Annotated in this window: 12 protein-coding genes and 1 other RNA gene; 6 read left to right on the top strand and 7 right to left on the bottom strand. The window is 72.3% G+C overall.

Annotated features, from left to right (window positions below):
- Positions 1 to 147: 147 nt before the first annotated feature.
- From ABZT49_RS08930 to ssrS, 5 genes are all read right to left on the bottom strand, one after another.
- Positions 148 to 1,161, bottom strand: coding sequence for a peptidoglycan -binding protein (locus ABZT49_RS08930; RefSeq protein ID WP_355285457.1), 1,014 nt, complete (start codon positions 1,159 to 1,161; stop codon positions 148 to 150).
- A 7-nt stretch (positions 1,162 to 1,168) separates the two neighbouring features.
- On the bottom strand, positions 1,169 to 2,206 hold the full coding sequence (locus ABZT49_RS08925) for a MotA/TolQ/ExbB proton channel family protein (RefSeq protein WP_355285456.1): 1,038 nt from the start codon (positions 2,204 to 2,206) through the stop codon (positions 1,169 to 1,171).
- A gap of 147 nt (positions 2,207 to 2,353) precedes the next feature.
- Entirely contained in the window at positions 2,354 to 3,175 is an 822-nt protein-coding gene (locus ABZT49_RS08920) for a TIGR00282 family metallophosphoesterase (RefSeq protein ID WP_355285454.1), read from the bottom strand.
- A gap of 8 nt (positions 3,176 to 3,183) precedes the next feature.
- Entirely contained in the window at positions 3,184 to 3,774 is a 591-nt protein-coding gene (locus ABZT49_RS08915) for a 5-formyltetrahydrofolate cyclo-ligase (RefSeq protein WP_355285453.1), read from the bottom strand.
- 10 nt (positions 3,775 to 3,784) lie between these two features.
- A non-coding RNA gene (gene ssrS / locus ABZT49_RS08910) (6S RNA) lies at positions 3,785 to 3,942 on the bottom strand.
- A 349-nt stretch (positions 3,943 to 4,291) separates the two neighbouring features.
- On the opposite strand from ssrS, the gene ABZT49_RS08905 reads away from it, so the two are divergent.
- Complete coding sequence (locus ABZT49_RS08905) at positions 4,292 to 4,711, top strand: MAPEG family protein (RefSeq protein WP_355285451.1); 420 nt, start codon at positions 4,292 to 4,294, stop codon at positions 4,709 to 4,711.
- 43 nt (positions 4,712 to 4,754) lie between these two features.
- On the opposite strand, the gene ABZT49_RS08900 is transcribed toward ABZT49_RS08905, so the two are convergent.
- Positions 4,755 to 4,943, bottom strand: a complete 189-nt coding sequence (locus ABZT49_RS08900) for a hypothetical protein (protein ID WP_093568853.1) — start codon at positions 4,941 to 4,943, stop codon at positions 4,755 to 4,757.
- A gap of 126 nt (positions 4,944 to 5,069) precedes the next feature.
- On the opposite strand from ABZT49_RS08900, the gene ABZT49_RS08895 reads away from it, so the two are divergent.
- The 3 genes from ABZT49_RS08895 to ABZT49_RS08885 all read left to right on the top strand — a co-directional run bounded on the left by ABZT49_RS08895 (position 5,070) and on the right by ABZT49_RS08885 (position 8,582).
- A complete protein-coding gene (locus tag ABZT49_RS08895; RefSeq protein ID WP_355285449.1) occupies positions 5,070 to 6,359 on the top strand; it encodes an RsmB/NOP family class I SAM-dependent RNA methyltransferase in 1,290 nt (429 codons plus the stop codon).
- Between the two features lie 162 nt (positions 6,360 to 6,521).
- Positions 6,522 to 7,544 carry an alpha/beta hydrolase gene (locus tag ABZT49_RS08890; RefSeq protein WP_355285447.1) on the top strand — a complete coding sequence of 341 codons (1,023 nt, stop codon included), beginning with the start codon at positions 6,522 to 6,524 and terminating at the stop codon, positions 7,542 to 7,544.
- A 105-nt stretch (positions 7,545 to 7,649) separates the two neighbouring features.
- Entirely contained in the window at positions 7,650 to 8,582 is a 933-nt protein-coding gene (locus tag ABZT49_RS08885; protein WP_355285445.1) for an alpha/beta hydrolase, read from the top strand.
- 61 nt (positions 8,583 to 8,643) lie between these two features.
- On the opposite strand, the gene ABZT49_RS08880 is transcribed toward ABZT49_RS08885, so the two are convergent.
- A complete protein-coding gene (locus tag ABZT49_RS08880) occupies positions 8,644 to 8,880 on the bottom strand; it encodes a hypothetical protein (protein WP_355285444.1) in 237 nt (78 codons plus the stop codon).
- A gap of 140 nt (positions 8,881 to 9,020) precedes the next feature.
- Here ABZT49_RS08880 and guaA point away from each other — a divergent pair, with 140 nt between their 5' ends.
- Positions 9,021 to 10,577, top strand: coding sequence for a glutamine-hydrolyzing GMP synthase (gene guaA / locus ABZT49_RS08875; protein WP_355285443.1), 1,557 nt, complete (start codon positions 9,021 to 9,023; stop codon positions 10,575 to 10,577).
- A gap of 168 nt (positions 10,578 to 10,745) precedes the next feature.
- A complete protein-coding gene (locus ABZT49_RS08870) occupies positions 10,746 to 12,761 on the top strand; it encodes an EAL domain-containing protein (RefSeq protein ID WP_355285442.1) in 2,016 nt (671 codons plus the stop codon).
- The last annotated feature ends 7 nt before the right edge of the window (positions 12,762 to 12,768 follow it).

Below are 12,768 nucleotides of genomic sequence, written 5' to 3'. Positions count from 1 at the left end.
AATCTGCGTCACGGACGGTCTCCTCGGTTGGGTGTTCAGACGACCCCAATCTGGCACAATCGATGCCGTCGGGGGCCGTCCACCCCAACATCCCGGGTTCCGCTGCGCGCCCCCGAGATGACGTGGGGCGATATCAGGCCGAACGCCCTACCGCTCCGTCAGCTTCATCTCGATCCGCCGGTTGCGGGCATAGGCCTCCTCGGTCGTCCCGGCCTCGAGGGGCTGGAACTCGCCGAAGGCGCCGGCGAGCAGGCGCTGGGGCGGGATGCCCTTGCCGACGAGGTACTGCACCACCGCGATGGCCCGCGCCGCCGAGAGCGCCCAGTTCGACGGGAATTGCGACGAGGCGATCGGGCGCGCGTCGGTGTGGCCGTCGACCCGCAGCACCCATGGGATGTCGGCCGGGATCTGCCGGTTGAGCTCGACGATCGCGCCGGCGATCCGATCGATCTCCGGGCCGGCCTCGGGCTTAAGCACCGCCTGGCCGGCGGAGAAGAGCACCTCGGATTGCAGCACGAAGCGGTCGCCGACGATGCGGATGTCGGGGCGGTTGCCGAGGATCTGGCGCAGCCGCCCAAAAAAGTCCGAGCGGTAGCGCGCCAGCTCCTGCACGCGCTGGGCGAGCGCCACGTTGAGGCGGCTGCCGAGATCGGCGATGCGGGCCTGGCTCTCGCGGTCTCGGGTCTCGGAGGCGGCGAGCGCATCCTCCAGCGCCGCGAGCTGCTGGCGCATCGCCGAGATCTGCTGGTTGAGGAGGTCGACCTGGCTCAAGGCGCGGGAGGCCGCGCCCTTCTCGGCCTCGAGCTGGCGGCCGAGCTCGGCGGCCTTGCCCTCCGCGCCTTGGCCGGTGGCGAGGAGCCCTTGCAGGCGCTTGCGCTCGGCCTCGGAGCCGGAGAGGTTCGCCCGCAAGCCCGCGGCGGTTTCCTCCAGCGCCCGCTTGCCGGAGCGCTCTAGCGCCAGGAGGTCGGTGAGCTCGGAGATCTGGCGGTTCAGCCGCTCCAGCACCGTGTCGCGGCCCGACAATTCCTGCGACAGGAAGAACTGGCCGGTGACGAAGATGGTGAGCAGGAAGACGACCGAGAGCAGCAGCGTCGTCAGCGCGTCGACGTAGCCGGGCCAGACGTTGAAGGTGCGGTCGCGCCGGACGAGGCGGCCAGCCATCAGAGGCTCACTCCACCTTCTCGCGGGCGAGGCGGTCGAGCACCTGCTTCAGCTCGCGCTCGCGGGTCGCCTGCGCCTCGACCCAGTCGCGAATCATCTGCTGCTCGGCGCGCATGTGCTGGACGAGGCCCTGGATGCCCTCGGCGAGGTTCGCCATCGCCTGGGTGCTCGCCCGGCCGTGGCTGGTCGTGTCGCCGACCAGCGTCCCGAGCCGCGTCATCGCGTCGGCGATGTCCTTCAGCACCGCGTCGTCCCTCGCGGGTTCGGGCGGGCGCGGCATTGCCGCGGCGAGCGCCGCGGCGGCCGGCACCGTGACGGGGACCGGCACCGGCACGGGCGCCGGACCCGCGGCGGTGACGAGCCAGTCCTCCAACTCGTTGTAGAACCGGGTATGGGCCTGCCCCGCCTGGAGGTCGAGGAAGCCGATCACCAGGGAGCCGGCGAGCCCGAACAGCGAGGCCGAGAAGGCGAGGCCGATGCCTGAGAGCGGCACCGCGAGGCCGCTCTTCAGTTCGTCGAACATCACCGCCGCGTCGCCGCCGCCGGCCCGCATCGAGCGGATGACCCCGCCCACCGCCGAGAGCGTGTCGATCAGGCCCCAGAAGGTGCCGAGCAGGCCGAGCAGGATCAGCAGGCCGCCGATGTAGCGCAGGATCTCGCGGCCCTCGTCGAGGCGCGAGGCCACGGTGTCGAGGAGCGGCTGGAACTGCCCTTGCGGGTGCGGCCTTCCGGCCCGCGCCTCCCGGAGCGCCGGCGCGAGCGCGCTCAGCACCCGCGGGGTGCCGGGCTCGGGCGCGCCGGCGGCGGTGCGGTTGGCGAAGCGCACCTCGCGGAAGAGGCGCTGCACCTGCCCGAAGGCCATGATGATGGCGATCAGAGTCGCGCCGAGGATCAGGCCGTTGAGGCCCGGATTGGCCATGAAGGCCGGCACGATCTGGCGATAGAGCACGAAGGCCAGGAAGCCGGCCAGCGTCAGGAACACCACCATGCGGATGAGGTAGATCCGCGGCGACGTCAGGGGAGGGGACGCAGCGCTCGCCGCCATCGCGGGCCGTACTCACTGTCGCGGGCGAGGTGTCGTCCGCAGGCTGCACTGGTCGGCCCCGGCGAAACGACGTCGCCGGGACCCGCCGGCACTGTGCCGGGTGCCGCCGGGCCGATCAAGCCGGAGCAGTACGGGGGGCCGAGGGATTCAGTCCCAGTGTTGCGGCCAGGTTTCCTCGAGGTGCGGCCCGAGGCGGACCGGGCTCACCCGGCGGGCGAGGCCGGTGGAATCGTCGGTCTCGACCGCGAGGCCGCACAGGGTGCCCTCGCCGGTGGCGGCTTCGAGCCGGCTGCCCGGGGTCTTCTGCAGGAAGCGGCGCACCGGCTCGTCCTTCTGCATGCCGAGCACCGAGTCGTAGTCGCCGCACATGCCCACATCGGACATGTAGGCGGTGCCGCCGGGCAGGATGCGGTGGTCGGCGGTCGGCACGTGGGTGTGGGTGCCGACGACGAGGCTCGCCCGTCCGTCGAGGAACCAGCCGAAGGCCTCCTTCTCGCTCGTCGCCTCGGCGTGCACGTCGACGATCACCGCGTCGGCGGCGTCGCGCAACGGGCAGGCGGACAATTCGCGCTCGGCCGCCGCGAAGGGATCGTCGAGGGGATCGAGGAAGATCCGCCCCATCACGTTGACGACGAGGATCCGGGCGCCGCTCCGGGTCTCGACCACGGTCGCGCCGCGGCCCGGCGTACCGGGCGGGTAGTTCGCCGGCCGCACCAGCCGCGGCTGGCGGGCGATGAAGACCAGGGCCTCGCGCTGGTCGAAGGAGTGGTTGCCGAGCGTCACCGCGTCGGCGCCGGCATTGATCAGCTCGTCGCAGATGCTCTCGGTGATGCCGAAGCCGCCGGCGGCGTTCTCGCCGTTGATCACCACGCAGTCGAGGCGCCAGCGCTCGCGCAAGGCCGGCAGGCGCTCGCTCACCGCCAGGCGGCCGGGCCGGCCGACGACGTCGCCGAGGAAGAGAAGGCGCATGGCGGGGATCAGTCTCCGGTGGGGTGGATGAGGCCCGCCTCGGTCACGATCCCGTCGAGGGCGCGATCGTGCGGGCCGGCCGGCACGAGGGGAATCTCCTGGATCGCGAAGGCGATGCCGAGGGCGAGCGTGCGCCCCGTCGCGTCGAGGCGGGCGAGCGCCCGATCGTAATAGCCCTTGCCGTAGCCGATGCGGTGGCCGCGCCGGTCGAAGGCGGCGAGGGGCACGAGGAGCACGCGGGGCTCGACGGCGGGTGAGTCGGGCTCGGGCTCGCTGAGGCCGAAGCCGCCGGGGCTGAGCGCCGCGCCCTCGGCGGCGACGCGGAAGACCAGCCCGTCGGGCGTGACCTGCGGCAGCGCCACCGCCTGGCCGCGGGCACGCAAAGCGGCGATCAGCGGGCGCACGTCGACTTCGCTGCGGATCGGCCAGTAGGCCGAGACCAGCGCGGCCGTCGCGATCCCGGGGAGGGCGAGGACGATCTCGGCGATGCGGCGGGAGGCGTCCTCACGGGCCTCGACCGCCAGCCCGTCCCGCCGTACCAGGGCCGCCTTGCGCAAGGCGGCTTTGTCCGGGGAGGCGGGGGAAACGTCCGTCGTCATGTCAGTCCAGCGCGGAGCCACGAGAGCCGTTGGAGAATCGATCCCGGGAAACCTACGAAGTAGGTGGGCGCCGTAATGCCCCGGTCCACGGACCAGGGCAGTGACAGCTCCCGAGGGAGTCGATAAGGCCCCGGGGATATTGTCTCCTGACGAGAACCGCAGCCCCGCCGACCTCATGTAGCGCCGCGGAGGCGGTTGCGAAAGGGGGCGGACGGGGGGATTTGGAGCCGGCGAGCAAGAGGTGGACGAGGCGTTCTCTCTGCGCGGCCCGGCTGCTATCGCAGCGCCGATCATGAGCAGATGCGATTCCGCCTCACAGGGTCATCCCGGGGCCGCGAAGCGGAGCCCGGGATCCATAACCGCTGATGGTTCAGAATGAGGCGGAACGTGATCCGCTTGATCCTCGACCCGTGGCGATTCTGGATTCCGGGCTCCGCTACGCGGCCCCGGAATGACGGGGAGGGTGTGATCCCGTTCATCGAGATACAATAACCATCTGGCAATTCTTCAGGAATCCATGACCCCGAAAGCCATCCTCGCCCCCGTCTTCGTCCAGGTCCTGCTGACCTTCGGCCTGCTGCTCTGGACCGGGCGGGCGCGCTTCGCCGCGGCCAGAGCGGGGCAGGTCAAGCTCAAGGACATCTCGCTGGCTGAGCGCAGCTGGCCCGCCCCGGTGCAGCAGGTCTCGAACGCCTTCGCCAACCAGTTCGAGCTGCCGGTGCTGTTCTACGTCGTGACCGGGCTCGCCCTGGCGACCGCCCAGGCCGACACCCTGTTCGTCGGCCTCGCCTGGCTGTTCGTGCTGACTCGGCTCGTCCATGCGGGGATCTACGCCACGCGCAACGTGGTGATCCGGCGCTTCCAGGCCTTCCTCGCCGGGGCCGTCGTCCTGATGGCGATGTGGCTGGTCTTCGCCGGGCGGATCCTCCTCGCCTAAAGGCGGCTTCTCGCCATCCCGGCGCGAGGAGGGTAAGGGGCACTCAGTAGCGCGGGGCCCGCGGCGGCGGGTTGCCGTATTCGAGCTGCGTCTTGGCGTCGTAGGGCCGGGGCGGCGGCGGGGTGAGGTCGACGGCCGGCGCCGCCGGGGCGGTGGCGCAGGCGCCGGCCGCCAGCGCGATCAGGCCGGCGAGACTCACGGCGAGGGCGGACGGGATGGAACGACGGATCATGGATGCGGAACTCCGGCTCTGCGGATGGAACGGCCAAGGTGTCGGGGTGGTCGGAGCCGAAAGCTTGGCCGTGATGCGCCGGTCCCGCGGCGCGAACCTGGCCTTTTCACGATCGGTGGTTTCCCGATGACCCCCGGCGCCCGCCTCTCCGCCGCCATCGAGGTCCTGGCCGATATCGCCGAGCGCCGCCGCCCGGTGGCCGACGCCCTGAAGGATTGGGGCCTCGCCCACCGCTTCGCCGGCTCGGGCGACCGCGCCACCATCGCCACCCTGGTCTATGACGCGCTTCGCCGGCGCGCCTCCGCCGCCTGGATCATGGGCGAGGACAGCCCGCGCGCCGTGCTGATCGGCTCGCTGCGCCTCCAGCGGGGGCTCGCCGCCCGGACCGTCGCGGAGCTCTTCACTGGCGAGCGCTTCGCGCCTGCCCCCCTCAGTGACACCGAGCGGGCCCGGCTCGAGACCGGGACCCTCACCGAGGCCCCGGTCCACGTCGCCGGCGACGTGCCCGAATGGGTCGTGCCCTCGCTCGAGGCCGCGCTCGGCGACGACCTCCTGCCCGAATTGCGGGCGCTCGCCCGCCGCGCGCCCCTCGACATCCGGGTCAACACCCTGAAGGCGACCCGCGACGGAACGCGCGAGGCGCTCGCCCATCTCTCGCCGGAGCCGACGCCGCTCGCGCCGGACGGGTTGCGGGTGCCGCTCGGCGAGGACGGGCGTGGGCCGGCGCTCCACGTCGAGCCGGAATTCCTGGGCGGCTGGTTCGAGATCCAGGACGAGGGCTCGCAGCTCGCCGCCCGCCTCTCGGGCGCGCGCCCCGGGATGACCGTGATCGATCTCTGCGCCGGCGGCGGCGGCAAGACCCTGGCGCTCGCCGCCCTCATGAACAACCAGGGCCGGCTGATCGCCACCGACGGCGACCCGCGGCGCCTCGCCCCGATCCACGAGCGCCTGCGCCGGGCCGGCGCCGCGGCCGAGGTGCGCACGCCCCGCGGCAAGGGCCGACCGGACGTGCTGACCGACCTCGACGGCACCGCCGACCTCGTCCTGGTCGACGCGCCCTGCACCGGCGCTGGTACCTGGCGGCGCAACCCGGACGCCAAGTGGCGCCTGCGCCCCGGCAGCCTCGCCACGCGGGTGGCGGAGCAGGAATCGGTGCTCGACCGCGCGGCGCGGCTGGTGCGGCCGGGCGGGCGGCTCGTCTACGTCACCTGCTCGCTCCTGCCGGAGGAGAACGACGCGGCGGTCGCCGGGCTCGCAGGCCGGCGCGACGACCTGACGCCACGACCTGTGGACCTGCCGCCGGAGGTCGCACCGAAGGTGCGTCGCACCGCCCACGGCATCCAGATGAGCCCGGAGCGGACCGGCACCGACGGCTTCTACGTCGCGCTCCTGGAGCGCGGGTACGATCGGTCCTGAGCCTGGGCGCGGCGCATGGTCCTGATGGCCCGGTACTTTTCCGCCGTGCATCTGTGGCAGCGCTTATGCAATGCAGGGAAGAGGTAGTCCCGCGGCCGGCAAGCCTTGCGCTGGCAAGCCCTGGGGCACCGTCGAGGTCTTCGAGAGTATCGGACGGTCGGCATGGGGCTGCATCGCAGGACGTTGCTCACGGGAGCGGCCGCCCTCGCGCCAGCCGTCTTGGCGCCGGAGCGGCTGATGGCTCAGGAGATTCCTCGGGAGGTGAAGCCCCAGGCGCCGCCCTCGGGGCACGACGCACCACCGGAGGCCGCCCCCGGCGCCACCCTGGAGGTGATGCGGCTCTGGCCCGGCCAGCCGCCGGGGGGCGGCGGTCCCGGCCCAGGCGCGCCGCGCTTCGACGAGAGCCGCGAGGGCGTCGTCACCGGCGTCGCCGAACCCTGCCTGCTGGTGATGCGCCCCGCGCGCTCGACCGGGACCGCGATGGTGATCGCCGCTGGCGGCGGCTACCGCCGCATCGATCTCGGCCACGAGGCGGTGCCGGTGGGGCGCTGGCTCAACACGATGGGCGTCACCGCCTTCGCGCTAGTCTACCGGCTGCCCGGCGAGGGCTGGGCGGCAGGGGCCGACGCGCCGATCCAGGATGCCCAGCGGGCCGTGCGCCTGGTGCGGGCCCGGGCCCGGCGCTACGGCTACGAGCCGAACCGCATCGGCGTGATGGGTTTTTCCGCCGGCGGCCACCTGATGGGGGCGGCCAGCACCCGCTTCGCGTCCGCCCTCTACCGGGCCGTCGACGAGGATGACGCGCTCTCGGCCCGGCCCGACATCGCGGCGCTGATCTACCCGGTCATCACCCTGAAACCCCCGTTCGACCGTACCTCGAGCCGCCGGGTCCTCGTCGGCGAGAGCCCGACCCGCGTCGCCACCGACGCCTACTCGGTCGAGACCCACGTGCCGCCCGAGACCCCGCCGACCTTCCTCGCCCAGGCCGCCGACGACCCGATCGCGGTCGTCGACAATTCCCTCCTGATGTTCGCGGCCCTGCGGGCCGTCGAGGTGCCGGTGGAGATGCACCTGTTCGAGCGCGGCGGCCACGGCTTCAATCTCGGCGTGCCGGGCTCGCCGGCGGCGGCCTGGCCGGGCCTGTTCGCGACCTGGGCGCGGCGGCGGGGCTTCATCCGGGTGTGAGAGACCGGATTTTCGAATGATCGTGGGTGACCAGGGTCAAGTGGCCATACTGGGTCTTCCAATCCCGATTGACACGGCGTCCGGCCCGATCCCATCATCCCGCCCGTGACCGACTCATCCCCCGACCCGAACCTCTCCGCCCCGCTCGCCCATCTCGAGGGCGACACCCCGCCGGCACCGTCCTGGTTCCGGGACGCCGTCGCGGTCGCGCCCGAGACCGGGCGCCTCACCGTGAAGGGCGCGGCCATCGAAACCCTCGCCTGGGGCGAGCGCGGCCGGCCGGGGCTGATGCTGCTGCACGGCAACGGGGCGCATGCGGGCTGGTGGCGCTTCATCGCGCCGTATCTCGCGGACCATTACCGGGTCGCCGCCCTGTCCTGGTCCGGCATGGGCGGTTCGGACTGGCGCGAGACTTACGACCTCGACACCTTCGCCGACGAGATCGAGGCCGCCGCGGAGGCGACGGGGCTGTCCGTGGCGGGGGCGCCCGTCATGGTCGGGCATTCCTTCGGCTGCTTTCCGATGCTGACCGAGGCGGGCCGAGAGGCGGGGCGCTGGCGCGGCGCCGTGATCGTCGACCCGCCGATCTTCTCGCCGGAGCGCCGTACCGGGCGCCGGCGCGAGGACGGCCGCTTCGCGCCCCACCGGATCTACCCGACCCTGGAGGCGGCTTTGGCACGGTTCCGCTTCGCACCGATGCAGCCCTGCGACACCCTCTACATCGCCGACCGCATCGCCCGGGAATCGTTGCGGGAGGTCGAGGGCGGCTGGAGCTGGCGCTTCGACCCCTCGCTCTGGGCGCGCCTCACGCTGCCCGACCGGGTCGAGATGGTGCGGGGCGCCCGCTGCCCGCTCGCCCTCGTCACCGGCGCCCGCTCGGACCTGATGCGCCCGGCCGACGCGGCCTACGTCCAGGGCCTGCTGCCGCCGGGCTCGCCCCGGATCGACCTGCCGGAAGCCTATCACCACGTGATGGTCGATCAGCCGCTCGCCTTCGTGGCGGCCCTGCGGGCGCTGCTGGCGGTCTGGCCCTCGTAGCAGAAAGGGCGGCCCCCGCCGGGGGCCGCCCTCTCGAATCACGTCGGACGCGACGGTGCGCTCAGAAGCAGCGGCGCACCTTGCGCACCACCACCCGGCCGAACGGACCGCGGCTGCGGGTCACCTGGACCGTGCAGCGCGGGCCGCGGCGGACCACCCGGCGGGTGACGTACTGCGCCTGCTCGATCGAAGCGGCGGGCGCGACCGTGTTGCCGGAGGCGACCGGCAGGGCCGAGGCCGGCGCGAGGCTGAGGCCCATGGCGAGGGTGGTGGCGATCCCGAGGACGATGGCTCGCATGGCGAGGCTCCCTGTCTGGTGGGTTGGGGGTGCCTCACTCGCTGTTAGCGCATGAACATCCGGTTAATGCCGGGAACGCAGCCGGGATCCGCGGTGCAACGCGTTGCACGCGGGCCTGCCCTCGTCTAACTCATCGTCGCATGACGACCGAGCACGACAAGATCCTCATCATCGATTTCGGCAGCCAGGTGACCCAGCTCATCGCCCGACGGGTGCGTGAGGAGGGGGTCTATTCCGAGATCGTGCCGTTCCAGGCGGCCGAGGCGGCCTTCGCGGCGATGAAGCCGCGGGCGGTGATCCTGTCGGGCGGGCCGGAATCGGTCACGGTCGACTCCTCGCCGCGGGCGCCCCAGGCGGTGTTCGAGGCCGGCGTGCCGGTGCTCGGCATCTGCTACGGCGAGCAGACCATGGCGGCGCAGCTCGGCGGCGAGGTCGAGGGCGGGCACCACGCAGAGTTCGGCCGGGCCGAGGTCGAGATCATCGCCGACAGTGCGCTCTTTCGCGGCGTCTGGCACGTCGGCGAGAAGTATCCGGTCTGGATGAGCCACGGCGACCGGGTGACGAAGCTGCCCGACGGCTTCACCACCGTGGCGATCTCCCCCAACGCCCCCTTCGCGGCGGTGGCCGACGAGGATCGCCAGTTTTACGCGGTGCAGTTCCACCCCGAGGTGGCGCACACCCCCCACGGCGCGCTGCTCATCCGCAACTTCGTGCGCGACATCGCCGGCTGCACCGGCGACTGGTCGATGGCCGCGTTCCGTGAGGAGGCGATCGAGCGGATTCGCGCCCAGGTCGGCGGCGCGAAGGTGCTGTGCGGGCTCTCGGGCGGCGTCGATTCGGCGGTGGCGGCGGTGCTGATCCACGAGGCGATCGGCGAGCAGCTGACCTGCGTCTTCGTCGATCACGGCCTCCTGCGCCAGGGCGAGGCCGAGGAGGTGGTCCGCCTCTTCCGCGACCACTACAACATCCCGCTCGTCCACGTCGAAGCCTCCGACCTGTTCCTCGGCGAGCTCGCCGGGGTCACGGATCCTGAGGTCAAGCGCAAGACGATCGGCCGCCTGTTCATCGACGTGTTCGAGGCCGAGGCGAAGAAGATCGGCGGCGCCGACTTCCTGGCGCAGGGCACGCTCTATCCCGACGTGATCGAGAGCGTGTCGTTCACCGGCGGTCCCTCGGTGACGATCAAGAGCCACCACAATGTCGGCGGCCTGCCCGCCCGCATGAACATGAAGCTCGTCGAGCCCCTGCGCGAGCTGTTCAAGGACGAGGTGCGGGTGCTCGGCCGCGAGCTCGGCCTGCCCGAGGCCTTCGTCGGCCGCCACCCCTTCCCGGGCCCGGGCCTCGCCATCCGCTGCCCCGGCGAGATCACGGGCGAGAAGCTCGATGCGCTCCGCAAGGCCGATGCGATCTACCTGGAAGAAATCCGCAAAGCCGGCCTCTACGACACGATCTGGCAGGCCTTCGCGGTGATCCTGCCGGTCAAGACCGTTGGCGTGATGGGCGACGGGCGCACCTACGACCACGTCTGTGCCCTGCGCGCCGTCACCTCGGTCGACGGCATGACGGCGGATTTCTATCCCTTCGACATGGCGTTCCTGGGCCGGGTCGCGACCCGGATCATCAACGAGGTCAAGGGCATCAACCGGGTGACCTACGACATCACCTCCAAGCCCCCCGGCACGATCGAGTGGGAGTGAGGGGATAGGGAGCCTCGCGGCGAGACGGCCGCGGGGCATAAGTCGAGAATGCGACTCAACCTCCGGCCTCAAATCGCATACCGTAGCGTCTCGTGAGATGCGCGCGGCGGCCCCATCGCGGCGCGACGGGACTTATCGGCGATGCGGAGTGAAGCGAGTGCGGTTCGGGTGGGCGAGTCTGATGCGGGCTCCGCTCTCCACGATGCCTGTTCCCGCCTCGTCTGGAGCACGCCGGAGCATGCCCTCTGCCTCCTCGACCCGGCCGGACGGGTCGCGGCCTGGAACCCGGGCGCCGAGCGCCTGACCGGCTTTCCCGCGGCGGAGGTGATCGGCCGCGCCTTCGCGTACGGCGATTCGCCCGAGGAGGGTCCCGCGGCCCTCGCAGCGGCGCGGGAGATCGGGCGCTACGAGACGGAAGGGTGGTGGCCGCGCCGCGACGGCACCCGGTTCCGCGCCCACACCGTCATCGCGGCGCTCCACGACGGCGAGGCGCTCACCGGCTACGCCCAGATCATCCGCGACGCGACCCCGCGCGCGGAGGAGGAGGGCGGCCAGTTCCAGGCGTTGGCGCTGATCCTCGACCTCGCCCTCTCGACCATGTCGCAGGGGCTGTGCCTGTTCGACGCCGACGGCCAGGTGCGGCTCCTCAACCAGCGCTTCTTCTCGCTGTTTCCGGCGTCCGGCGGGCGCGACCTGGTCGGGACACCGATCGCGGCGCTCTGGGCCCTCGCCTTCGCCGGGCCTGAGGCCGGGCCGCCAGATGGCGCCGCCCTGCTCGCCGAGCACGAGGCGGCCCTCGCCCGCGGCGAGACCGTGGTGGTCCCCGCACCCGACGGCCGCGCCATCGCCCTGGTGCGCCGGAGCGTGCCGGGCGGGGCCTTCGTCGTCACCTTCGAGGACGTGACGCGCCAGCGCGAGGCCGAGCTGGAGATCAGCCGGCTCGCCCATCACGACGCCCTCACCGGCCTCGCCAACCGGGCCAAGCTGTGGCGGCACCTGCGCGAGGGTGCCGCCGATGGCTCGGTCCCGGCCGGGACGGCGCTCCTGTTCCTCGACCTCGACGGGTTCAAGGCCGTCAACGACGATCTCGGGCATCAGGCGGGCGACGCGCTGCTGCAGCAGGTGGCCGAGCGCCTGTGCCGCGCACTGCCGGAGGGCGGGCTCGCTGCCCGGTTCGGCGGCGACGAGTTCGCCCTGCTGCTGCCGGGGATGGCCGGGAACCTCGCGGTGCCGCTCGCCGAAGGGCTGCTGATCGAGCTCGCCCGGCCCTACGCGATCGAGGACCAGCGGCCGCGCCACGTCACGGCGAGCATCGGCATCGCCTTTGCGGACGGCGCCACCACGCCGGACGCGATGCTGCACCAGGCCGATTGCGCGCTCTACGCCGCCAAGGGCGCCGGCAAGGCCGCCTGGCGGCCGTTCACGCCTGAGCTGGAGACCGAGCGCAGCGACGAGGAGCGCTTCGAGCAGGACCTGCGGCACGCCATCGCGGCCGGCCAGCTCGGCGTCGCCTACCAGCCGATCATCGGGCTCGCCCATGGCGGAGTCAACGCCCGGGAGGCGCTGCTGCGCTGGACGCATCCGGAGCGCGGCCCGGTCTCGCCGCGCCGCTTCATTCCGCTCGCCGAGAAGTCGGACATGATCCGGGTGCTCGGCCAGTGGGTGCTCGACCGGGCCTGTCGCGACGCCGCCGCCTGGAGCGATCCGGCCCGGGTCTGCGTCAACGTCTCGGTGCGCCAGCTCGGCGACGGCAGCCTGCCGCGGGCGGTGAACGAGATCCTGAAGCAGACCGGCCTTAGCCCCCGGCGCCTCGAGCTCGAGATCACCGAGACGGTGCTGAGCAACACCGCCGACGGGATCGTGGACGACCTGCACCTTCTCCACGCCATGGGCGTGCGCATCTCGCTCGACGATTTCGGCGTCGGCTTCTCGTCCCTCGGGCGCCTGCGCGCCTACCCGTTCGACCGTATCAAGCTCGACGCCTCGTTCGTGCGCGACGCCGTCGAGCGGCCGGATTGCCGGGCGATCGTCGGCGTCGTCGCCGAGCTCGGCCGGCGCCTCGGCATCGAGACCGTGGCGGAGGGCGTCGAGACGCCGGCCCAGCTCGCGGTGATCCACGAGGAGGGCTTCACCGAGGCGCAGGGTTACCTGTTCGGTCGCGCCGTTCTCGCCCCGGCGGCGTGACGCCGCC

Source organism: Methylobacterium sp. EM32, from assembly GCF_040593685.1.
Taxonomy (GTDB): domain Bacteria; phylum Pseudomonadota; class Alphaproteobacteria; order Rhizobiales; family Beijerinckiaceae; genus Methylobacterium.
Note: the sequence above shows the minus strand (reverse complement) of the source record. Positions and strands in the feature narration are given on the sequence as shown.

Coding starts and splice junctions, on each gene's coding strand:
- ABZT49_RS08930 (WP_355285457.1), bottom strand. CDS start 1,161: ATGGCTGGCCGCCTCGTCCGGCGCGACCGCACCTTCAACGTCTGGCCC.
- ABZT49_RS08925 (WP_355285456.1), bottom strand. CDS start 2,206: ATGGCGGCGAGCGCTGCGTCCCCTCCCCTGACGTCGCCGCGGATCTAC.
- ABZT49_RS08920 (WP_355285454.1), bottom strand. CDS start 3,175: ATGCGCCTTCTCTTCCTCGGCGACGTCGTCGGCCGGCCCGGCCGCCTG.
- ABZT49_RS08915 (WP_355285453.1), bottom strand. CDS start 3,774: ATGACGACGGACGTTTCCCCCGCCTCCCCGGACAAAGCCGCCTTGCGC.
- ABZT49_RS08905 (WP_355285451.1), top strand. CDS start 4,292: ATGACCCCGAAAGCCATCCTCGCCCCCGTCTTCGTCCAGGTCCTGCTG.
- ABZT49_RS08900 (WP_093568853.1), bottom strand. CDS start 4,943: ATGATCCGTCGTTCCATCCCGTCCGCCCTCGCCGTGAGTCTCGCCGGC.
- ABZT49_RS08895 (WP_355285449.1), top strand. CDS start 5,070: ATGACCCCCGGCGCCCGCCTCTCCGCCGCCATCGAGGTCCTGGCCGAT.
- ABZT49_RS08890 (WP_355285447.1), top strand. CDS start 6,522: ATGGGGCTGCATCGCAGGACGTTGCTCACGGGAGCGGCCGCCCTCGCG.
- ABZT49_RS08880 (WP_355285444.1), bottom strand. CDS start 8,880: ATGCGAGCCATCGTCCTCGGGATCGCCACCACCCTCGCCATGGGCCTC.
- guaA (WP_355285443.1), top strand. CDS start 9,021: ATGACGACCGAGCACGACAAGATCCTCATCATCGATTTCGGCAGCCAG.